Origin of the sequence: Methylotenera sp. N17 (genome assembly GCF_000799155.1) — a bacterium.
Lineage (GTDB): Bacteria > Pseudomonadota > Gammaproteobacteria > Burkholderiales > Methylophilaceae > Methylophilus.
On record NZ_JUGE01000001.1, the window covers coordinates 1,861,303 to 1,884,124 of the forward strand.

General features: G+C 45.8%; 16 protein-coding genes. 5 read left to right on the forward strand and 11 right to left on the reverse strand.

Features of this window, described 5'->3' with window-relative positions:
* The first annotated feature begins 26 nt into the window (after positions 1-26).
* The 4 genes from FG11_RS08845 (at position 27) to FG11_RS08860 (ending at position 7,028) form a co-directional block, all read left to right on the forward strand.
* Positions 27-3,143 carry an efflux RND transporter permease subunit gene (locus FG11_RS08845; RefSeq protein WP_020182722.1) on the forward strand — a complete coding sequence of 1,039 codons (3,117 nt, stop codon included), beginning with the start codon at positions 27-29 and terminating at the stop codon, positions 3,141-3,143.
* A 98-nt stretch (positions 3,144-3,241) separates the two neighbouring features.
* Positions 3,242-3,667, forward strand: a complete 426-nt coding sequence (locus tag FG11_RS08850) for a DUF2946 domain-containing protein (RefSeq protein ID WP_020182723.1) — start codon at positions 3,242-3,244, stop codon at positions 3,665-3,667.
* Positions 3,668-3,725: 58 nt separating this feature from the next.
* Positions 3,726-5,801 (forward strand): TonB-dependent siderophore receptor, encoded by a 2,076-nt coding sequence (locus FG11_RS08855; RefSeq protein WP_052184997.1) that lies wholly within the window; start codon positions 3,726-3,728, stop codon positions 5,799-5,801.
* Positions 5,802-5,813: 12 nt separating this feature from the next.
* Positions 5,814-7,028, forward strand: a complete 1,215-nt coding sequence (locus tag FG11_RS08860) for a PepSY-associated TM helix domain-containing protein (protein ID WP_047534419.1) — start codon at positions 5,814-5,816, stop codon at positions 7,026-7,028.
* Between the two features lie 161 nt (positions 7,029-7,189).
* Here FG11_RS08860 and FG11_RS08865 read toward each other — a convergent pair whose 3' ends face one another.
* The 4 genes from FG11_RS08865 to FG11_RS08880 all read right to left on the reverse strand — a co-directional run bounded on the left by FG11_RS08865 (position 7,190) and on the right by FG11_RS08880 (position 9,814).
* Entirely contained in the window at positions 7,190-7,495 is a 306-nt protein-coding gene (locus FG11_RS08865; protein WP_047534421.1) for a putative quinol monooxygenase, read from the reverse strand.
* A 10-nt stretch (positions 7,496-7,505) separates the two neighbouring features.
* Positions 7,506-8,207 carry an NAD(P)H-dependent oxidoreductase gene (locus FG11_RS08870; RefSeq protein ID WP_026361793.1) on the reverse strand — a complete coding sequence of 234 codons (702 nt, stop codon included), beginning with the start codon at positions 8,205-8,207 and terminating at the stop codon, positions 7,506-7,508.
* 21 nt (positions 8,208-8,228) lie between these two features.
* A complete protein-coding gene (locus FG11_RS08875) occupies positions 8,229-8,900 on the reverse strand; it encodes an SDR family oxidoreductase (protein WP_047536020.1) in 672 nt (223 codons plus the stop codon).
* 74 nt (positions 8,901-8,974) lie between these two features.
* Positions 8,975-9,814, reverse strand: coding sequence for an oxidoreductase (locus FG11_RS08880; RefSeq protein WP_020182729.1), 840 nt, complete (start codon positions 9,812-9,814; stop codon positions 8,975-8,977).
* 121 nt (positions 9,815-9,935) lie between these two features.
* On the opposite strand from FG11_RS08880, the gene FG11_RS08885 reads away from it, so the two are divergent.
* On the forward strand, positions 9,936-10,829 hold the full coding sequence (locus FG11_RS08885; protein WP_235276364.1) for a LysR family transcriptional regulator: 894 nt from the start codon (positions 9,936-9,938) through the stop codon (positions 10,827-10,829).
* A 123-nt stretch (positions 10,830-10,952) separates the two neighbouring features.
* Here FG11_RS08885 and FG11_RS08890 read toward each other — a convergent pair whose 3' ends face one another.
* The 7 genes from FG11_RS08890 to FG11_RS08920 form a co-directional block, all read right to left on the reverse strand.
* The gene (locus tag FG11_RS08890) at positions 10,953-11,789 is read right to left on the reverse strand and encodes an energy transducer TonB (RefSeq protein WP_052184999.1); all 837 of its coding nucleotides are present in this window, start codon (positions 11,787-11,789) and stop codon (positions 10,953-10,955) included.
* 8 nt (positions 11,790-11,797) lie between these two features.
* Positions 11,798-12,277 carry an ExbD/TolR family protein gene (locus FG11_RS08895; RefSeq protein ID WP_047534426.1) on the reverse strand — a complete coding sequence of 160 codons (480 nt, stop codon included), beginning with the start codon at positions 12,275-12,277 and terminating at the stop codon, positions 11,798-11,800.
* 6 nt (positions 12,278-12,283) lie between these two features.
* Positions 12,284-12,931, reverse strand: coding sequence for a MotA/TolQ/ExbB proton channel family protein (locus tag FG11_RS08900; protein WP_036317724.1), 648 nt, complete (start codon positions 12,929-12,931; stop codon positions 12,284-12,286).
* A 150-nt stretch (positions 12,932-13,081) separates the two neighbouring features.
* Positions 13,082-16,870, reverse strand: coding sequence for an autotransporter family protein (locus tag FG11_RS08905; protein ID WP_052185000.1), 3,789 nt, complete (start codon positions 16,868-16,870; stop codon positions 13,082-13,084).
* Complete coding sequence (locus FG11_RS08910) at positions 16,870-21,021, reverse strand: TonB-dependent receptor domain-containing protein (RefSeq protein ID WP_235276365.1); 4,152 nt, start codon at positions 21,019-21,021, stop codon at positions 16,870-16,872. Before FG11_RS08910 ends, FG11_RS08905 begins: the two co-directional genes overlap by 1 nt.
* A gap of 82 nt (positions 21,022-21,103) precedes the next feature.
* Positions 21,104-22,132 (reverse strand): FecR family protein, encoded by a 1,029-nt coding sequence (locus FG11_RS08915; protein ID WP_052185001.1) that lies wholly within the window; start codon positions 22,130-22,132, stop codon positions 21,104-21,106.
* A 20-nt stretch (positions 22,133-22,152) separates the two neighbouring features.
* A complete protein-coding gene (locus FG11_RS08920; RefSeq protein ID WP_047534433.1) occupies positions 22,153-22,698 on the reverse strand; it encodes a sigma-70 family RNA polymerase sigma factor in 546 nt (181 codons plus the stop codon).
* Positions 22,699-22,822 lie beyond the last annotated feature (124 nt).

Genomic DNA, 22,822 nt, shown 5'->3' on the forward strand with positions numbered 1-22,822 from the left:
ATTACGTTATTTTCTAAAGCATACCTATGAATGATATGACCCCAAGCCACACCGAGCCCACCAGCTGGAATATTTCTAACTGGGCCATTAAAAATCCGGTACCCAGCCTGATTCTCTTTATCTTGCTGACGCTGGCGGGACTCATGGGCTTTAAGGCCATGAAAATCCAAAACTTCCCGGATTTGGATTTACCTACAGTCACGGTTACTGCCAGCTTGCCCGGTGCATCCCCTACCCAACTTGAAAACCAAGTGGCCCGCAAGATTGAAAACAGCATTGCCAAGCTACAAGGCTTACGCCATATCACCACCAAAATCCAAGATGGTAGCGTGACTATCACCTGCGAGTTCAGGCTGGAAAAACCAGTGCAAGAAGCCGTGGATGACGTACGTTCTGCGGTATCGGAAGTGCGTGCAGACTTGCCGACCGATCTACGCGAACCGATTGTCAGAAAGCTAGATTTAGCTAGTTCGCCTGTGTTGGCGTTCACCATCGCGTCTAACAAGATGGATATCGAGGCACTGTCTTGGTTTGTGGATGACACGCTGACCAAAAAGCTACTCACCGTTAAAGGCGTGGGCAGTGTTGGGCGTGTGGGTGGTGTGACCCGTCAAATATGGGTGGCGCTAGATACAGAAAAACTACAGGCATTAAACGCCTCAGCCGCTGACATTTCACGCCAGCTTGGTATGACGCAAATGGAAACATCAGGCGGTGTGACCAAACTGAGTGGGAGCGAGCAACCCATACGCACCATTGCCACTGTTAAATCAGCACAAGATTTAGCAGAGACCACGATTACATTGAGTGATGGCAGACGCTTCCGGTTAGATGAAATTGCCAAGATTGAAGACACCTATGCCGAACCAAAATCAGCGGCCTTATTAAACGGCAAAAAGGTATTGGGGTTTGAAGTCAGCCGTAGCCGTGGCGCCAGTGAGCTTGATGTGGGTAGCGGCGTAGATAAAGTGTTGAAAGAGTTGAAGGCAGCACACCCCGATATTGAACTGACCGAAGCGTTTAATTTTGTGGCGCCCGTGCAAGAAGAGTTTGATGCGTCTATGACCATGCTTTACGAAGGCGCGCTGCTGGCAGTGTTAGTGGTGTGGTTATTTTTGCGCAACTTCCGCGCAACCTTTGTCTCCGCCATCGCCTTGCCGCTTTCAGTTATCCCCACGTTTATTGGCATGAATTACCTTGGCTTTTCTATCAACATCGTCACCTTGCTGGCGCTATCGCTAGTGGTGGGGATTTTGGTGGATGACGCCATTGTAGAAGTAGAAAATATTGTCCGGCATATCCGGATGGGCAAGACACCTTACCAAGCAGCCATGGAAGCCACCGAGGAAATTGGGTTGGCTGTGGTCGCCACCACCTTCACGCTGATTGCCGTGTTTCTACCTACCGCATTTATGGATGGCATACCGGGCAAGTTCTTTAAACAATTTGGTTGGACGGCAGCTATTGCCGTATTTACCTCACTGGTAGTCGCGCGTTTATTAACGCCGATGATGGCGGCTTATTTAATTAAAGACGGCCAACAAGAAGAAAAAGACAGCCGTCTGATGCAGGCTTACCTTAAGCTGGCCAGCTGGTGCATCCGCCACCGCAGCATCAGCATCTTGTTTGCCATTGGGTTTTTCATCATGTCATTGATGCTGGTGCCATTGCTGCCTAAAGGTTTTGTGCCGGCAGATGACAACTCTCAAACCCAAGTGCAAATCGAATTAGCGCCGGGTGCCACGTTGGCAGAAACCACGGCCAAAGCAGAGCAGGCACGCCTAATATTGGCTAAAGTTAAGCACATCAATAGCGTTTACACCACCATTGGCGGTGGCAGCGCCGGTAGCGACCCATTTGCTGGTGGCGGCGCAAGTGAAACACGTAACGCGACGCTCACTATCCAACTTGACCCGCGTGGACAACGGCCTAAAAAGCAAATCATTGAAAATGAAATGCGCAACACTTTGCAAGCACTGTCCGCCGCAAGAATCAAAGTGGGCTTAGGTGGCTCTGGGGAAAAATACATCATTGCCCTGACTGGTGACAATCCGGAGGCCTTGCAACAAGCGGCCAGAGCGCTGGAGACTGATTTGCGTACGGTGCAAGGGTTGGGCAACATCGCATCAAGCGCATCTTTGGTACGACAAGAAGTCGTGGTCACGCCAGACTTTGCGAAAGCCGCCGACTTGGGGGTGACCACCTCTATCATTGGCGAGACCCTGCGCATTGCCACGGCAGGTGACTACGAACAAGCGTTGCCCAAGCTCAATCTGGATCAGCGCCAAGTGCCTATAGTGGTCAAACTCAACGAAGAAGCGAAAAAAGATCTAGAGGTATTGGGCAAGCTGGCAATCCCCGGCGCAAAAGGTGCAGTGCCCTTAGACCAAGTGGCGACGCTGGAAATGAAGAGTGGCCCGGCAGTGATTGACCGCTACGATCGCGCGCGCAACATTCAATTTAATATTGAGCTGTCTGGTGCTGCCTTGGGCGATATCAGTACCGAAGTCAAAGCATTACCTAGCCTACAACAGTTGCCTGCGGGCGTGAGTTTTACCGAGGTTGGCGATTCTGAAATGATGGCTGAGCTATTTGGTAGCTTTGGTCTAGCCATGCTCACCGGCGTCATCTGCATCTACTTTGTACTGGTACTGTTGTTTAAAGACTTCTTGCAACCCATCACCATTTTAGTTGCACTGCCACTCTCCTTAGGCGGCGCATTTATGGGGTTGCTGATTGCACAAAAATCGTTCTCCATGCCATCCCTGATTGGCCTGATTATGCTGATGGGGATTGCCACCAAGAACTCCATACTACTGGTGGAATATGCCATCATGGCGCGCCGTGAACATGCCATGAGCCGCCTAGATGCGCTTATTGATGCCTGCCATAAGCGCGCAAGACCCATCATCATGACCACCATTGCAATGACCGCCGGCATGCTGCCGATTGCACTTTCCATGGGCACTGCGGACAACTCGTTTAGAAGCCCGATGGCGGTAGCTGTGATAGGTGGGCTTTTGACTTCTACACTGTTAAGTCTACTGATTATCCCAGTAGCCTATACCTATGTGGATGATTTCGAACACTGGTTAAGCAAGTGGTTTCAATACGTAAAACGTAAGGTGGGCAATAAATTTTAACCCACTAAGCATACTGGAGGCTGCTTAGAGGAATAAGCTGACCTTCATAGCTTAAAGGTCGGTTATCTTTTTTAGAGTAGAAATGTTAAAATTCATGGATGTTATCGGTCAAATTTCAGCAATTGATATGCAAGATCGCTCTCGCGGCGATTGTATTCGCAAGCTTTGCGCCCAGCATTTCGCATGCATTGAATGCCATGTCTGGTAGGAATTTCACGCAGGACGTATGTACCAGTGATGGCCGTAAAGTAAGTATTCAAGTCATGACAACGCAAGGTCGGCAACTAGTGACCGAATTTAACATTAAGCCTTCTAAATCAGACCATCAAGAGTTAGTGCATCATTTAGAGCACTGCCCATTCTGCAGCCATTCTGTATCTGATGTAGCCATTGTGCCATCACATGCAATTATCGTCTCGATTTTAACAGCCGTTGCTCAGCGTCAAGCGGTAATTGAACAACCTTTATATAGCGTTTTCACCTCTCTTCCACCGCACTCACACGCACCGCCGCTTTTTGCTTAAAAGTTAATTTTCACAACTCACTAGCTGAGTTGGTTATTCATTTTTTAAGGGAAGCAACATGAACAGATTAGTACATACATGCGTGTTGGGTGCATTCACTACGCTATCTCACCCCCTATGGGCTGCCGATGACGCCATCGAATTGGGAACGATTGAAGTCAAGGCTTCATCAATTGCGGATGCTTATCCATACAGCGCCAGCACTGCAACTAAAACAGACACACCATTAATTGAAACGCCACTTTCTATTCAAGTGGTGCCCGAGGAAGTGCTGGGAACACAAAATGCTCAAAAAATTGCCGATGTGATACGTAATGTAAGTGGTGTGCAAACACAGCACTCGTATGGTGGCGTAATGGAGCAATATAGCATTCGCGGCTTTCTACAAACTGCTAGTGGGTATCGCAATGGCATTCGCATCCCATTACTCAGGTTTGATCTGGCCAATGTCGAGCGTGTTGAGGTGTTAAAAGGCCCGGCTTCAATGTTGTATGGCCCAACTGACCCCAGTGGTCTGATCAATATCGTGACCAAAAAACCGCAAAAAGAAACTGCATATTCATTTCAGCAAAGCATAGGCTCGTTTGACTTTTTTAGAACGCAAGCCAGTGCCACAGGTGCAATTGATGATGCAGGAATATTAAGCTACCGCATTGATGCTGCCTGGAGCCAAACAGATAGTTATCGTGATGTGACGAATAGTGACCGTTATGTTATACCCATGGCGCTTGCGTTTAGACCAAACGATAAGTTGGAAATAAACTTGAGCGTGGAGCCACAACGTGACCGTATGGTGTATGACCGTGGTGTGCCTGTTGTGAACGGCAAGATTGCCGATGTACCCAGAAGCCGTAGCTTTAACCAAAATGATCACGATGACTACAAAAGCATGAGCACTGACTTGAACGGCTCATATCGATTTGATAATGGCTGGAAATTAGCTGCAGGCGTATTCAACAATGTGCAAGATAGAGATTTAAACATTATTTATTTTGGTAATGCGGATGCAAGCGGCAATATCAATCGCAATACTTACATTGGTGAAGAGCACTTTAAAACACGTACCAGCTGGGCAAATGTAACTGGTGATCTTGAAACTGGGCCAATCAAGCATAAGTTACTATTTGGTACCGAATACATCAACTCTCGTCTAAGTTTCGGTGTATTTGATCGCAGTGTAGACAGTGTAAATGTGTTTACCTACAAAAATAACTATATCGATTTAGACCCATTACTCACAGGTAGTTATGATGGCTTTGGAACTTATAAAGTCACTAGCCTTGGGTTCTATGCGCAAGACCAAATTAAGTTGAATGATCAATGGCAATTACATGCTGGGTTGCGTCACGATAACGTTAAGCAAGATTTATCATTTGCTTACTACAGCCCAACGGATATATATCATCGTAATGACAGCAAAACTACACCACGCATAGGCTTGCTGTATCAACCCGTGCAGTGGTTATCACTGTATGGCAATTGTGCGGAATCCTTTGGTATGTCATTTAACTATGAGGCCGATACGCTATACAAACCAGAAGAGGCGCGTCAGTGTGAAGTAGGTATGAAAGCAGAGGTTTTAGATGGGCGCTTTAGTGTCAACGTTGCCGCGTTTGATCTGACTAAAACGAATATCCCAACCCCCAATCCTGTTAACGCCAACCGTACCGAAGCTATAGGCGAAGCGCAGAGTAAGGGCTTGGAAGTAGATGTGCAGGGCAAAATCACAGATAACTTACGTGCAATCGGCTCGTTAGCATTAACCGATACAGAAATTACTAAAGACGGTAGGGGCAATCAAGGTAACCGCTTACCCTACGCACCCAAGTATCAATACAGTTTATGGTTAGATTACAACGTATTTGGTACACAACCACTTGGCTTATCTGTAGGTGGAGGGTTATTTGGCAGTGGTCAACGCTATGGCGATGCTGCAAATACATACAGCGACGGCAAATACACGACCGTTGATTTATATACTGCGTACAAGTTTATGTTAAATAAAACCAAGGTGACTACGCAAATCAATGTGAACAATGTATTTAATGAGAAGTTTTATTACTTGCGTAGCACATCAAGCAATCTGCCAAATGCACCTACCAATGCAATAGCAACAGTTCGTTTTGATTTTTAGACATCAAAACGAATGAACCGTAAACTGTGGGTAGTAATACACCGTTGGTTGGGGCTGATAATGGCAGGCTTTCTGCTCATTATTGGCCTCACCGGCAGTTTGCTTGCATTTTATCCGGAGCTGGAAGGCTGGATAAACCCTGAGCTTTACCCAACCGAACAGCAAGGTAAACCCATGATGAGCCTTGCACAACTAGCTTTACGCGCCGAGCAGTTACAGCCGCAGGCAATGGCAACCAGGGTTCAGTGGGGTGCAATCGGGTCACGGGCTGTGTACGTAGCACCCAAAATCAATCCTGAAACCAATCAGCTCTATTCTCTACCATTTAACCAAATATTTATTAACCCATATACGGGTGAGCAGTTAGGGCTTCGCCAATTCGGAGCCATCTCACAGGGCATGATTAACTTTATGCCCTTTATTTACCGCTTACATTACGAACTCGCTTTGTCAGATTTTGGGATGTGGGCACTGGGCATTATTGCTCTAATTTGGACATTAGATTGCTTTATAGGGTTGTATCTTACTTTTCCGGCAAAATCATTATCAATCAAGCGTCAACGTATTCACACTAAGAAAAGCTGGCTTGCCCGCTGGAAACCAGCATGGCTTATACGCTGGCATGCAAATGCTTATAAGCTTAATTTTGATTTACATCGTTCAGGTGGTTTGTGGCTATGGCTAATATTGCTTACGTTTGCGTGGTCGAGTGTGTATATGAACTTATGGGATACCGTATATACCAAAGCCACCCAAAGCGTGATGGAGTACAAAGCCTATTGGACAGAATTTAAACCAGTTGATGATACTACAAACTCACCACACATTGGCTGGTTACTAGCAGAACAAATCGCTCAGAACTTAATGGCAGAAAAAGCCACAACACAAGGATTTAAGGTAATTAGAGCAGTATCACTTTACTATAATAAAAGCCTTGGTGTTTACGATTACCGTGTGCGCAGTAGCCGAGACATTCAAGACCATGGGGGCCAAACACAACTATTTATTGATGCCAACACTGGGGCCTTCAAATTACTATTGTTGCCGACAGGGCAATATGAGGGGAACACTGTCACCACTTGGCTTTTTACGCTACACATGGCCAATATACTGGGCTTACCTTATAAAGTTTTTGTATCTGTTCTGGGTGTAGCTATCGTTATGCTTAGCATCACGGGGGTATATATCTGGCTGCGGAAAAGAATAAGTAGATCCGCTGTAAATTGACAATTACAACATAAATAATGTTATCTAAATCCTAGCTAAATGTCTGCTTTGGGGATTCTGCGGTGATGGGGACAAAGCTGTCCCCTAAGCTTAGGTTTTTTAAACTGCAGATATCGGCCCAAAGCAGATCTACGAAGTCAAACATCTCAAAGTGTAGTCTCTCAGCTTGGCTTTGATAGCATATCTAGATAATGTAATTCCAGCGGTGCCCGTAGCAAATCAGGCAAAGTTTTCAATATTTCCTGCATGTATGGCATATTAAAGTGCTGATCTAAATCGCTTCGATCATACCAATTTTCATACATAACAAATACTGTAGGATCATCTGAAGATTGGTGTAAATCATAATTGATACATCCTGGCTCAGATCTACTAAGGTCAATTAACGATTTCAGCCTAGTAGCCAACTCGTCTTTGCATTCAGGTTTTGCATATATAAATGCAACTAAAGTTAATTTCTTTTTCATGTTTTATCCTTTAAATAGTTTCAAATAAAGATGCATTGGTAGATTCAATCGAATTTTCATTTGGATAATTAGCTACAACACGGTCAATTTCTAAACGTAAACTTTTGAACATATTCTCGATGTCATTTTTGTTCATACGACTCACGGCTGGAGCTATAAAAGTCGAAGCCAAATTTATTCCACAGAATTTTAGAACTCCGCCAATGAAAGGCTTCAGCATTTGCTCAATTGATCCCGTGTACTTGCTATCAGCAATCAGCTCTTCTCTAGTAGCTCCGGTTGTCAAAGAGAGCATTGCACGTTTACCTTTTAACAAGCCGTTTTCAAACATGTGCTCATCATCATAGGCAAAACCATTGCTCAACACTCTTTCCACCCAGCCTTTGAGTATTGCTGGAACCGAATACCACCAAAGTGGAAATTGAAAGATGATTAAGTCAGCGTCTTTCACAACATTTTGCTGACTTAATATCTCTTGGTGATAGCTATTGGATACACTTGCATTACGCTGTTCATGAGCCAAGGAAAAACGCATGGGGTTGCTTCTTTGATTGAAGTCAGCTGGAGAAGGAGCCATTTTAAATCCATCAGCATAAAGATCAGATTTTTCAACTGACCATCCATGGAGCATCAACTGCTCAGTCATCACTGCCATCATTGAATGGTTCATACTTAGAGGCTCGGGATGAGCGATAACAATTAGTGCTTTCATGATACTTCTCCGTTAAATTGATTAGCCGTAAACTCGTTCCCAAACCCAAGCCTCTTTGGGAGAGGATTCCATATCCCAAAATATGTCTGCTACATCTCGGGATTCTTGCGAGTCTGAATCAATAAGCTTGCTAACCGTTACTGTGCCAATGTGTATACCTTTAGCTTTGAGCGGCTCGAACATGCCTTTTGTGAGAGCTCGAATGCCAGCTTTGCCAATACTGATAGGCAGAAAGTCGGGAGATGGATTGATGCCAAAGCCGCCTCCTGTTATAAAAATGGAACCTTCGTTCTGAAGTGACATGCCAATTTCTGCTGCGCGTACCGCAACTAAAGCGCTCGTCAAATTGATATTGATGTCTGATTCCAGCTGCTCTCTGGAGTGATCAGTCAATGTCATGGGCTTAAGATTGCCCGCTTCATCATAGCGAAGCACGCCAGCGTTATAGAGAACTGTGAGACGAGTCTTATTAGCTAATCTAGCTACCAAGTTATCAATCTGGGTTGAATCATTAGCATCAGCGACTTCTAATGTTGCTTTTACCCCATATGTACTCAACTTTGCAGACTGAGCTTGCAGGTTTTTAAGATTGCGTGAAGACAACACAACTTCGTAACCTTCTCTAGCAAACCGTTGAGCTGTAGCCAAGCCAATACCTGGTCCAGATCCGATAATGAGTAAGGTGCTTTTCATAATGTATCCTTTCATTAAAATTTTCATATTCGATTGGTTAACAATCTCCAGCACTAAAGTGCTGGAGATGTAGTTCAAACAAAGTCAGTAGAAACAGCTAGGTCTTTCCAGGCATCCAACTCTTTCTGAACGAATTGATTTTTTTCAGTGATCTTTTGGACGGTATCTGAGCCTAGTGGCAATCTCAAAGGAGGATTCTCACTATCTACTAATTCCAAGATTGCTTTGGATAACTTAGTAGGATCGCCTGGCTGGGCATGATTAGCTGATGCTGCAAAGTCACGCATAGCTCCCACAGTTTCAGCATATTCTGCAAAATTTTTCTTGGTAGAAACAAGTGAGGTACTATCTAAAAAATCTGTACGGAAGAAGCCTGGTTCGACAGTTGTAGCCTTGATTCCGAACGGTTGGAGCTCATATGCCAGTGACTCTGTAAGCGCTTCTACTGCAAACTTGGTAGCGCAATACACTCCCCAACCTGGGTAAGAGGCATAGCCGCCTATTGATGAAATGTTAATGATGTGACCACTAGCCTGTTTGCGCATATATGGTGCAACTGCACGAATAACATTCAGCACCCCAAAAACATTGGTGTTAAATAAATCTTTTACTTCTTGATCTCCTGATTCTTCAACTGCTCCTAGCAACCCATAACCGGCATTGTTAACAAGAATATCAATACGTGAAAATTGTTGGATAGATTGTTCTGCCGCCTCAATGGCAGCTTGCTCATTGGTAACATCTAATTTTAATGCCAACAAGTTAGGGTGACTGCCTAAAGCATTAATGACAGTTTGTGGGTTACGAGCCGTAGCAACCACCTTATCGCCGCGTGCTAACGCATCTTTAGCGATTAATGCACCAAAACCTCTTGATGCGCCAGTAATAAACCATACCTTTGAATTTGTACTCATGATGTTCTCCTGTTGTTTAAATGTGCTGCGAAGTGCAGTACATGGGAGCCATCATAGTTATTCTGGATTACCAATAAAATACACAATATAATTGTTTAATTATCAACTAAAGGTTGTTTATATGGAGTTAACCCGTTCTTTAACCATGTTTTTAGCCGTAGCTAATAAGTTGAGCTTTAGAAAAGCAGCCATTGATGAAGGTGTGTCTCCACAGGCAGTAAGCAAGTCCGTTAAGCATTTAGAGAAAAATCTTGGGGTGAAGCTTCTTCATAGGACTACACGCCATCTGAGCTTAACGGAAGAGGGAGAGCGTTTATATCAAAATGCCAACCCTGGTATGCAATTGCTGAACGATGCATTAGACGAACTCCAGGAAAATAAACGTGGCATGAGTGGGCGCATTCGATTGGCAGCCCCCCTGGCATTCGGCAATCGAGTTCTGGTACCACTCATGCATGAGTTTCAACTGTCTTATCCAGATGTGCATTTTGATTTGATGCTGAGTGATGCTTTTGTAGACACCATCAGTCAAAGAATAGATATCGGTTTTAGGACAGGGCTTTCGCCCGAAAGAAACGTAATTTCTAGAAAGCTGGGAGACATCGTATCTGTTATCTGCGCAGCGCCATCTTATCTTGAGGAGTACGGAATACCATCCAACATAGAAGACATTCAAAATCACCGATGCACAGGCTTCCTGCATCCTCAAACTGGCAAAGAAATGCCATGGGAAATACAGGTAGATGGGGAACTTACGTATGTGCACGTGCCAGCAATTGCCAGATTCAACAACATTGAAGCTGAGATTGATGCAGTAAAACTTGGATTAGGTATAGGGCAGTTAAGTGAATATCTTGTTAAGCAAGAACTTGATACAGGGGCGTTAATTAGATTAATTCCAGAAGGAACAACTGCAAGATTGGGGATCTATATGTATTACACAGAAAGAACTCAAATCCCATTCCGAATACGACAATTTATTGATTACTGCCATAACAAATTTTTAAATAAATAAAATTTTTATAGAAATTTTGGCGAGGTGATTAAAACTTCCAACGTCAGCTTGGGGACTTTTGAGACATTCAGTAAATTTTAGTAATACCTCTCATTTGGGCCGGTAACTACCATTAACTAATTATTAATTCAGCTTAAAGTCTACCGGCACCACCACGGTAAAGTTTTTACTGGCCAGCGCCCCTTTTACCGGGATTTGCGCCACCGCTTTTTTTAACATGCGCATTGCTTCATCATCCAGCGCTTGACGCTGGCTAGACTCCATAATCGTCACATCCACCAACCTGCCCGCAACAAATTTGGCGAGGAGTTTGACCGTGCCTTCCCAGTTGCGTCGGATGGCGATGGCAGGGTAGTTTTTATTTTTACCGACCAAATCTTGGAGCTGCTGACCATAGCCATCCCAGGCCTCTTCTGGACTGGCCTCCGAAGGTGTTGCATTCTCAGAGGTTTTAGTACTATCGCTATTGCTGGCCTCACTGTTTGCATGCGCTGTTGTTGATGTAGTACTGCTTTGTGGTGTATTCGTACTCGCTTGCGATTCACTCGGTTTTGCCTGTGTCGTTGGCACCTCGTAGTCTGCTGAGGCTTCCGGTGATTCGGCTGTCAATACGGGCGTGACTTCCCGTGGCTTGACTACTGGCGTGGGTTTGACCACTTGCTTTTGTACAGGAGGCGTCACTGGTTCTTGCACCGGCTTTGGCTGAGCTGGTGCAGGGTTGCTGGCTGGCTGACTAGGGGCTTGTGCTAACAGATTGCTGAGCTCTACCTCAAACCGTGTGGGCTTGGGTAGCGGAGTTTGCTTGAGGTAAGGCAACCAAAAATAAGCCGTAATATGCAGCACGAGCGATAGCAGTAACGCATAACGCAGTTGATAGTCTTTTTCTAATACTGGCGTGGGCTGCTTCTCTAAAAAGTCTAACGAATCATCATGCGGATGGGATAGCTTGCCAAAAGTCATGCAAGCTCCTAGTGGTTTATACTTGGCTCTGCACTGGGCAGATCTGTACTTAGCAGGTCCGTGCTTGGCAGATTAGTACTATTAACATCCGGCATCATGACAAACGTGAATTTGGCTATTTTCGCGCGCTGAATCGCTGCCATGACTTTTGCCACCACGCCATATTCCACTTTCTCATCAGCCATGATATCGACCGCGTAATCGGGCACTTTGGCAGATTGCTGCAACGCAGTCTCTAAGGCGGGTTGACTCAGTTTGACTTCATCCAAGTACAGGTCTCCTTGTTGCGTAATACTAATGTGCGCAGATTTGATTTGTGTGGACACTGGTTCCGCGGAGGCTTTGGGCAGTTTGACCGATACCGCATTCATCAATAAGGGCGCCGTGACAATAAACACGGTGAGCAGTACCAGCATGACATCCACCAATGGCGTCACATTAATCTCGCTCATCATGCTGTCTTGGTTATCGTTAGTGAGCATCGCCATGTTGAATTACTCCCTTAAACCGGACTTCATGATGAGATATTGGAATGTATCGCCAAAGTTATCCATCTGCGCATTGCTGGTTTTGAGCTTGCGTAAAAAGTAGTTATACGCCAACACGGCGGGTACGGCGGTGGCAATACCAATCGCGGTAGCAATCAGCGCTTCCCCAATCGGGCCGGCCACTACATCCAACCCAGCAGAACCAGTGGCCGAAATATCTTTAAGCGCATGCATAATGCCCCAAACGGTACCAAACAAACCAATAAACGGTGCCGTAGAGCCAATGCTGGCCAGCACAGATAATCCACTTTCCAGCTTGCTTTGCTCTTGGTATACCTGATTACGCAAAGCATGCAACACCATGTCTGTCTGGTATTGTTTATTGACTAAGCTGACATCGTGCTGCGTATGAAACAATTCATCCAAGCCAGCTTTACATACTCTTGCTAAGCTGCCCTGTGCATCTCTTGCAATGGTGACCACACCGCGCAAATGTTTCACTTCTTTAAGTGCATCTGCAAAATACTTGTTTTGTTGGTTGATTTTGTAAAACGCCCAACCTTTGTAGATAACCACGCCCCACACCAAAACTGAAAGCATAGCGAGAAACAACAATACCAAATTCACAATATCCAACGTCATATTCATAGCCATATTCCATTCTGTAAAAAGTGTCAGTGAGGCGAACCTCTTATTAAAAACACGGGTTCTTATTACCTATGTCGGTTTAACCACGCATTACCCTGATGTGTTAATTCAAAAAATTTTATTTATTGCGCTAAAAGCGCTTGCAAACGCCCTGAATTACTCATGCGCAGCGCTGTCTTCACTCACAATGAGCCATCTGCCATTTTTGTTTTCCATTTCAAGAATCTTTTCGGTCGCAACCTTATGCTGACCATCGTGAATGGTTTCAATGAACACGGCCAATGCTTGCGGACCTTCAGCCTCAATAGTTAAATCTGATAATTGAATCGCTGTATTGGACGCTTTGCTTATTTCCACTCTGCGTTTACGTTCCCACTGTTGGCGAGAGCTACCTTCCTGCGATATAAAATTGGCTGCATAGGTATTAAAGTAAATATCTGTATTTTTGTTACTCAGCGCACTCGCCCAGTTATTAATCGCCGTATCAATTGCTTGTATTTCTTTTGCTTTTTGAGGATCGACGACGACACCCAAGCTTTCTGACTGCGCAGCCCGACTCTCTTGAATCGACTTCATGACTTCGGCGCTGGGCCCGCCTCGTTTAGCCATCATTTCTGCTAGTTTTAACTTGGCTTTTTGTTTGTACTCACCAGCCTTGTCAAAGTCATAGCGCAAGCTTAGCGATACCGCTTGTCCAAAATACTTTTCACGCATATTGGCGTCATAGCTGGTAAAGAATGTGATCTGATCATTTTCGTCATCACTGCTGAGTCGAATACTGCCGCCAAATACAAAGTCATCACGTACTGGCTGAATCGCCGGGCTGACAAAGCTGTTGCCGCCGACCACAAATCTAGCTTGTGTAGCGGGCGCAATATCACCAAACTCATGTCGATACATGCCGTGTAACTCTAACTCCGCACCCCAAGTAGGCTCTTGCATGGCGTACACCAATTTGCCACCCAGCCCACCACGGTATGACTTAAAGTTTCGACTTTCAACTTCCAAGTTAGTCGGCGCTGGTACATTTTGGAATACCTGCATGCCATTCTCCGTAACGCCAGAATCATATGGGCTACCTGGCGCTCTATAAGTGAGTGGTCTGGACACTGTTGTGTTTTCTTTATAGCTATCCTCCCTGACAAAACTGTAATCCAACGCCGCCATCGGGATAAACGTAACATCATCAGAAAATGCCATGGGCATACCAGCGTCAACACGCCCGGAAAGTTGCCAGCCGCCGCGCTCGCCCACCGAGCTAAATTCAAATAACTGACGGCGGCTTTCGTAAGTATTGCGCCCTACACCCAGTGCTGCATTTAGGTAAAAGTCTTCAGTAGCCTTAGAGCCATAAGCCGCCACCAAGTAACTATTGCCATCAATACGATTATTGACGGTATGCCCAGTATTGACGATATTGCTGCGTGCATACCCTGCGGCGAACCCTAAGCGCATATCCGTGCCAACCACTTCTACATCACGGTCTATACCTGCAGAAAATCCAACGGATGAAAACTCATAGCCATCGCCTAGATCCATGCGCTGTTGTACGCCACGGTCACCAAAACCTTGCACCCAAATGCCAAGGTTTGCGGGCGATGCACCACCCTCCGTAGCATCTGTTGCACTATTGGTTTGCGCTTTGGCCAAACGCACTGGCACTCTACTGGCATAGTGTTGCGTTAAATAGCCATCCACCATGCGCGCGGTGGTCATGTTGAACAGCTTGTCGGTATTGCCAAGCACCATGCGAATACTGCCGTCATTCACTTCTGGGCGTAAACGTTCAGCGGAGCGAATCACATCAATCCCTTTCACAAATGCTAAGTCTGCCTGTAGTTTGACGGCCTGTTTGTTATCGCCTGTGTAACTAAAGAACGCATCTACAGCATTGGCCGCGCCTTCGGTGACGAGTGGCCTTAAGAAATCTGGCACAGCCACATCTGCCGTCATGATTAAGTTGCCAGCATCTTCACGTAACATCCATTGCAAAAAGCCATCGCCATTTTGCAGCATGGGCAATCCATTCACATTGGTGGCAATCACATATTCATTGCCATCTAACACGCGTGTGCCTACTTTGCTGGCGGGTATCAACAGGCTATTGCTATCAAAGTTGGTTGCACCGGTACTATTGATAAGCCCTGCACCTCTTGGCCCAACGGACAGCAGTAATACCGAGTTCGCGTTCATGGTGGTATCACCACTCACATCCAGAATGGCGTTGCCTAAGTTGAGGGTACCGCTATTGATTAAATTACCGACAATATCGCCAATCGCTTGGTTACCCACTAATCCTGATGCTTCAGGGACATCGCTATTACCAGGGTCTGCCATTAAAGTACCACTACTTGAAACCACCACATTGGCAGCATTGATAGTGATATTAATGGGTGGCGTGTATGCATTGGTGGCATATAAAATCACGGGGCTATTAATGGTCATATCACCAGAAACAGTCACGTCACGCTCTAGCCGCAGCGTTTTTTGCCCGAAGGTATTAAAGGCTGTCATACCGGTAAAGTTAATCTGCCAATTGTTACATCTGTATTGAGCAATACAGGTATAGTTGAGCGTGTTGGTGCCAAGCCCGTTCGTTTGAATGTTTGTATTAAAATTAGCGTCTGTCGTCACAATGTTAAAGGTATTGACTGCCCCCACGACATCATTGACGACCACACTGCCCAAACGCGCTGTCCCGATCGCTGCTGGTTCATGTAGGTAATTGAGCGTAAATACGCGATCACCATGTACCCTGTAAAGGGTAGTTGGCACACCGCCCACCACACTGACCACTTCGCTATCTGTTTGATCTACATAAATATTATTGATATAGGCATTGACGTTATTCACCTCGTGATTACCTGAGCCTAAGTAGATATTATTGATATAGATCCCACCAAACTGCGCAAACTCGCCTTCTGCAGTATTTGGGATTCTCTCTAATGCCAGCCCGATGTTATTAATCACACTGTTTCTTGGCCCTACTTCATCCGGGTTAATAGCAAGTGCCAGACTCGGATCTTGCTCTAATGCAGCGGCGGTCATAGGGTTACGATCTACGACATAAATATCCCCAATGGAGCCAAGGTTAGCAGCCCCAAGATTTTTAGGGTTAGTGACACTTCTCAACGATATGTTATTGATAATGGTTGTACCAGCAATGACATTGGTAGCCTGCTGCGTGCCATCTTGCACGGCAGGAGGTGTATAAGTGGCGCCTGCGTAGCTAATAATATTACCGCCACCATAAGCAGGGTGACCAATATACGAAGTATTGTTGACCGTCAACAACGCGGAGTTACTTAAAATCGCTGCTGCGTATGGCCCAGTGGCTGATATCACGCTATCTAACCCAGAATAGGCATAGCGATTCGGATACGATACACCGTCATCAACATATTGATTATTCACGGTAAGTGATGAGACACTGGCTCCGGCACGCACAGCTGCTATATAGCCAGCCAGTACACCATCACTGTAAAGTAAACCATTAGCATCATTACTCCAATTGCCAGTAAATGCGCGTGCTGGATCCCCGATCATTTCAATGTTGCCAGCAACATTATTAATGACAACGGCATTGGGGCCATTTGCCTCAACGGTACTCAACACACCTACAGTAGTCGCGGTATTGCGAAGAATAGATCCATATTCCCCAGGCGTCACCACATAGCCATAATCCGGGTCTAGCACTACTGGCGAAATGGTAAAGTTTGGGTCTGTCGTCACATTAGTGAACGTTGCAGGCGCTGCCGTATTATCGATAATAAAACTACCTAGCGATAAACCATCCGTCACCGTAGAAGTGCCGCTACATGTATACGTACCATCTCCGTTATCTACGCATGCCGCCATCACGGGCATACTTGGGATCATCACCGTGAGTGCCAATAGCACATGGGTCAGTAAGCGTTTTTGTTCAAACATCTGCGTATGATTCATTACTGTACCCCTGCACTTTCCAACCCACTGACTTGTAAGTTTCTCGTCGCCACTTGTTTACCTTTATCCGTACGATCAGATTGACGTGTTTTCTTGTTCATGGAGGTATTGATAGGTTTGGTTGATTTCACATCAAGATAGCTAGGCGAGGTGTTGCGCTCGCGCACAATCTTCCATTGCCCTTCTTTTTGTTCAAATGTCAGCACTTTACGCATGACCACTGGCTGCCCTGCACGCAATGCTGTTTGCGTAAATACCGCCGCCAGTTTCTTGCCCATTGGCGCAACCACAATGTCGCTGAGCGCTGAAGATTGCACTTGTTCTGTGCCTATCAACGTTTTCTGCTCATCGGCCCATCCATTATGGCTAGTGCCCGGTGGCGCATACCCTGCAGAATAGCTTTGAATATACGCATCAGCATTGTTATTCAGCATAGCCATATTCCAAGCTTCAACCGCCAGCTTCACTTGATGCTTGGCCATTTCCACACCATAAGGCGTGCGTTGTGTGACTGGTTGTGATTGCAGTTCATCGATTTGCTTCAGCAATGCCACTTCTTCCGAACTTGGACGAGCAACGTATGCCGCCTCTAACGTATCTGGCTCAATTCTGGTGATGTTAGAGGACGGTAGTTCGCCTTTTTGGGTGGCATCAAAATCGTAACTCAGGCTTGCCCAGACCCCTCTTGGCGCACCGGCGGAAATAAATTGCGATGAAATCCACTCATTGGAGTTGTAGTTGAAGCCACTAGACCCAATAGCGCCATAGGTAGAAGGTGCAAACGGACTCACCCCCAAACGCCCGGCAGAATAATATTTTTTATCCAACACGTTATTCACCATTAGCGACGCAGCCCAGCCATTGCCAAAGTTATAACGCCCGCTCATGTTCAGGACGGCATAACCGGGTGCGGTACCAGAATAATTATTGCCTATCACGCCACCAGTACCGCGCCCGATACCATCGGCTGTCACTCTTGGTAAGTTTGGCGTATGCGCGTTATTCTCATTCCCGCGTAAATATGAACGGCTATGCGCCACCATATTCATATTGAGTTTGAGGTTAGGGGTTAATTTATAGCCCCAGTTAAAGTTGAAGTTATTAAATGGCACACCTGGCATCACATTGCCCGGCTTCACATCAATCACATTAATCGGCCCAAAGAATGGGTCTCTGACTGCGGTACTGTTGGCTGTACTAAATGTTTTAAAGTGCGATTGAAACGTTGCGTCAGTTAAAGAGTAGTTCATCCGGAAATCAGATTTTCCATATTCCCCAGCCATACCAAACTCAATCCCTTGGCGTCGCGTATCACCAATACTCTGGAAGAAACTTAAATCGCCCGTTAATGCTGTTAAGTAAATATCATCCCGTACATTGGTGCGATACGCGGATACGTTCCACTCCAAGAAATCATTGAATTTGCCACGCGCACCCACCTCGTAGGTTTGTGCAACCACCTGTGGTAAATAAGGGTCGCCGGATAGCGAGCTGGGCAACTTACAACCACGACCTTCTGCCAAGCTGCGTGGGATTGCTGTGGTACTGGTAGGGTTACCGTAAATATCAGTGGGGATCACCAGCGTTGCATCGTAGGCACAGCCCAACTCAATCACGGATGGCGCACGCGTGCCTTGATTCCAGTTAGCGTACAGATTCAAATTAGGTTTGGCTTGCCAAGTTGCACCAATGGAAGGATTCAACGAGTGATAGCTAAATTTCTCCGTTGCGGACTTTTCCAGCAGATTTAGCCCACTAGGGAAAAGCCCTGCCATGACTAATTCATTGAAATAGGTCTCGGCTGGAATAGGCGCATCTAGGCTGTAAGGACACTCCGACAAATCCGTGCCCGGACAAATAATGCCATAGGCATAACGGTTTAAATACCTTAATCCCGTCAGTGTGCGATCTGCCTTGGTAGGCGCGAGTTTATTGATGATATTGGTATAGTTATAACGTGCTGAAAATGAAAAGTTTAAGGTTTGTGTCGGTGTCCATGTTTCACTAAAGTAAGCACTGCGCGTACTGGATTTTCCGGCAAAATCATTGATGGTCGCATCATGATCCGCGAAGTAATATTCCTCACCCAATAAATTGGGGTCATTGATTACGTTGCGGTTCTCATCCAAGGTACCTAAACGCTGTTTACCCACATAGCTGGAAGTCGCCTTATCGATGGACGTACCCACCATAAATTTATGGTAATCGGTATTCCAGTTAAGCTGTAACGCTAAGCCTTTACTTACCTGCTGGATATTGGAGTCGGTAGTAATCGCAGTAGGCGTGCCTTCAATCACGCCAGTATATGGTTCAGCACCCAAGGCACCATCTCTAGAGACTCCACCACCTTCGGCAGCAATCATGCCCTGATTCCAATAGCCATTAATCCCTGTTCTACATACATCTGCATTGACTGGCACATGCGCAAATATATAACTGGTCGTACCATCGGCATCAAGATATGGCATACCACTACTTGATTGTGGAAAATCCATAAAGCTACTGATAGTACCTGCGCCATATGGCAAGTCATCAGTTCCTTGGATATACGGATTCACAAATACATCGTATACACCAGTTGCAAATATCGTTTGCAAAGCGTTAATCACTGGCTCTGGAACAACCACGCTACCTTCATTTTGAGTGAGCGACATATCAAACCCACCGCCCGTACCAGCACTAATGAGGAACGGCATATAATTAGCCTCACTCACCACAAAATAATTAGGGATGCCGTCTCTGTTATCATCCGCGTATGCACAGTGAATATTTTTACCAGTGCCAGGTAAGCGCGTCCCCTCATGGCTGTAGGTTCCATCCGGCTGAAAGTTTTCCAAGTCAATAATATCGCCAGTTGTGGAGTGGCGTTTACTATTACGGTAATACGCATGACTGGTAATGTTAAAGGTATTGGTCACATCAAAAATACCAGCAAGCTTGAGTTGAAACAGCTTATTTTGCGTTTCATCGGGCGAGGTAAATACCGCGCTTGCATCTTGGCGATACAACTCTTGCGGCACTGTGCCATTCCCTTTGAGCTTATTGATGACGCCTAAGCCGGACAGCGCGAGTGACGCTCTATCGCCTTGCCATTCCAGCTTGCCGTAGGCTTGATTCACTTCACTTGGTGAGTTATCGCGCCAACCGTCTTCCAGAAAAAAGTTACCGGCACCAAATGCCGCAAAATCACCAAGGTCCCAGCTGCCTTCTTCTTTATCTGCATTGTTAATACCACCGGAGACCTGTAATTGCTTGCGCCCATAAGAGCCTGCGAGCACTTCGGCAGAAACTCCCTCATCCGTAAAACCGCTTTTGGTACGCATGACCAAAGCGCCACCTAATGTGTTGAGGCCGAATAAAGGGTTAGAGCCGGGAAACACATCCATGCCACCCAATGCATTCAATGGAATCATGTCCCAGTTGACGACATCACCAAATGGCTCATTAACGCGCACGCCATCAAAGAACACGGACAAGCCTTGCGGTGTACCAATTTGTGGGCCTGCGGTAAAACCGCGGTAGCTCACATCCATTTGAAATGGGTTGCCTTGATAATCGTTGACGTTGACGGATTGCAGTTTGGAGTTCATCAGATCAGACAAACTCAAGGCATGTGCTTCTTTAATCTCTTTAGCGGTAATGCTTTGAATATTTCCGGCAATCTGCTCTTTGGTCAGATTCAATCCGGGCATTGGCCCAACATCGTAAAAACGTTTGGCCCTTACCTTGGTTTCTTTCAGTTCTAATTGCGTTTTATCTTTACGTTTGATGATGATGCTATCGCCACGTGACACACTTTCTAAGTCCGTTCCAGTCAGTAGCTGATTCAGAATTTCACTGCCAGTCATATACCCTTTAACGGCAGGTGCAATTTTTCCAGTGGTGATTTTGCTATCAAAGCTAAGGCTGACACCCGCATAATTGGCAAACTGTTGTAGTGAGGCCGCAAGTGCTTGCGAGGGAATATCTACATTCATCACCCTGCCAGTCATGCCATCACTAGGCAATGTGGTATTTAACTTTTCTCCAGCCGCGATGACTGGGACAGAATAGGTTGACAAGCTCAACAGCGCAGCAAGCACTGCCAGATAGCTTGTGCGCACTACCGCGCTTGCCGATGTGGGTCGATGACACCCTAGAACTGTTTTCATAATTTGCCTGTGATTAAAAATGTGCTTGTACTGCTATAACCAAGCAGGCAAAAAAATCCTGATGTCTTAATTCAATTATTTTTTATTTTTGCGGTTGCGCTTTTAGCCATGTTGCTTCTGGGGTGGACTGCAACGTGACAGATGTGATTTCCGGTAAGCTCCATAAGAACTTTTCAATGTCCTTTACTTTCACCACGGCTGTGACATGCGGATTACCCGAGGGCATGAGTGTTGCCTGTACCGCAGGCTTGCGGTAGCGCGAGAGCACTTCGGCTATTTCATCCAAACCGGCATACTCAAAATTCAGTGCGCCCTGCTTAAAATTAAATGCCTCGGCGGCACTACGCTGCACAATCACTGGGTTATTGCGCATTTTAATTTCCGCCACTTGGCCGTCATGTAACACCACTACCTTGTGATTTTCAGGGTCTGGTAGCGACTCTACGCGCACACGGCCATGGTCCACACTCACGCGTACCAATTGCGCTAAGCGGTTCACAGCAAAGCGCGTACCCAGCACTGTTACCTTCGCGTAACCGCTATCGACAATAAAGGGCCGATCAGCATCTTTTGTCACTTCAAATATCACCTCACCACGGTTCAGTTTCACCAACCGTTTATTGCGGTAGTAAGTCACACTGACATCACTATTGCCGTTAATAAAGAGTGAGCTGCCATCTTCCAATGTTTGGCTCAACTGCTCGCCCACTTTGGTCACTTGTGCCATCTGCATGGTAGGGGTAGCTTGCCAGCGCTCGTAACCGGCAACGCCTAATAGACTGGTCACCGCAATCAAGGCAATACCCAATAGATTGCTGACCATTTTTTGTGTTCTTTTGGTACGCGTGACTTGTTCGTAATACTGCTTTTGCGTCACCGCATTGGCCAACGATTTTAAATTCTCTTTGCTATCAAAATCTTGCCAAACATCCGCCACTGCATGATATTCATCAGCATGTGTGCGACTAGCCATTAGCCAAGCTTCAAAACGTCCTCTTTCAGGATGATCGGGCTCTGCATCCCGCATACGTAAAAACCACTTCACTGCGGTCTCTGTGATTTTTTGTTGTGTGGTTGAACGCTTGAGCGAACTGAATAATGTGCTGGACATAAATTGTGGGTAGTAATGGCTTATGGATAGATCAACGCTTTGGCGGCTCTTAAATCCACAAGTGCGCGGATGATGTGTCGCTCCACCATATTCACACTGATTTGATAATGCGCAGCAATCGCATTCTGTGACATACCTTCAATGCGGAACATCCAAAACACATCTCTACATTTGGGCGGTAGGCTATCAATGATTTTTTGCAGCAGTTGCAACCGCTGCTGAATATCCAAAAGACGTTCCGGGGATGGCGAAAGCTCCTCAACGGCATACGCACTATGCAGATGATCAAAATCACCACTCGACTCATTGCCTGACTCAATATACATAGGCACAAACATCGCGGCTTCATGATGACTATCAATCAGCAAATTGCGCACAATCGTTGTGAGATAAGCCTCTGGCTGTGCATGCCTCTGCTCGTTTTTGGCCAGCGCAAACCTCACCAGCGCATCATGCAAAATATCAAATGCTAAATGCTTGCAATGAATCCGTCTAAAAATAGAAGGCAATAAATCATGGTATGCCCATGTTAAATTGATTCCATTCCACATTAGCGAGCTATTCATTTATGTACTCAATGCCTAAATGATTAACCCTAATGCAATAATCGCTCCAAAGTCATGCATCTATAACATTATGATTTATTTACATATTTGTTTAGCGTGTTGTTGAGTGTTGGTTTATTACAAC

Coding starts and splice junctions, on each gene's coding strand:
- FG11_RS08845 (WP_020182722.1), top strand. CDS start 27: ATGAATGATATGACCCCAAGCCACACCGAGCCCACCAGCTGGAATATT.
- FG11_RS08885 (WP_235276364.1), top strand. CDS start 9,936: ATGGAGTTAACCCGTTCTTTAACCATGTTTTTAGCCGTAGCTAATAAG.
- FG11_RS08850 (WP_020182723.1), top strand. CDS start 3,242: ATGTTATCGGTCAAATTTCAGCAATTGATATGCAAGATCGCTCTCGCG.
- FG11_RS08890 (WP_052184999.1), bottom strand. CDS start 11,789: ATGACTTTTGGCAAGCTATCCCATCCGCATGATGATTCGTTAGACTTT.
- FG11_RS08875 (WP_047536020.1), bottom strand. CDS start 8,900: ATGAAAAGCACCTTACTCATTATCGGATCTGGACCAGGTATTGGCTTG.
- FG11_RS08910 (WP_235276365.1), bottom strand. CDS start 21,021: ATGAAAACAGTTCTAGGGTGTCATCGACCCACATCGGCAAGCGCGGTA.
- FG11_RS08865 (WP_047534421.1), bottom strand. CDS start 7,495: ATGAAAAAGAAATTAACTTTAGTTGCATTTATATATGCAAAACCTGAA.
- FG11_RS08920 (WP_047534433.1), bottom strand. CDS start 22,698: ATGAATAGCTCGCTAATGTGGAATGGAATCAATTTAACATGGGCATAC.
- FG11_RS08905 (WP_052185000.1), bottom strand. CDS start 16,870: ATGAATCATACGCAGATGTTTGAACAAAAACGCTTACTGACCCATGTG.
- FG11_RS08895 (WP_047534426.1), bottom strand. CDS start 12,277: ATGGCGATGCTCACTAACGATAACCAAGACAGCATGATGAGCGAGATT.
- FG11_RS08855 (WP_052184997.1), top strand. CDS start 3,726: ATGAACAGATTAGTACATACATGCGTGTTGGGTGCATTCACTACGCTA.
- FG11_RS08915 (WP_052185001.1), bottom strand. CDS start 22,132: ATGTCCAGCACATTATTCAGTTCGCTCAAGCGTTCAACCACACAACAA.
- FG11_RS08900 (WP_036317724.1), bottom strand. CDS start 12,931: ATGGCTATGAATATGACGTTGGATATTGTGAATTTGGTATTGTTGTTT.
- FG11_RS08860 (WP_047534419.1), top strand. CDS start 5,814: ATGAACCGTAAACTGTGGGTAGTAATACACCGTTGGTTGGGGCTGATA.
- FG11_RS08880 (WP_020182729.1), bottom strand. CDS start 9,814: ATGAGTACAAATTCAAAGGTATGGTTTATTACTGGCGCATCAAGAGGT.
- FG11_RS08870 (WP_026361793.1), bottom strand. CDS start 8,207: ATGAAAGCACTAATTGTTATCGCTCATCCCGAGCCTCTAAGTATGAAC.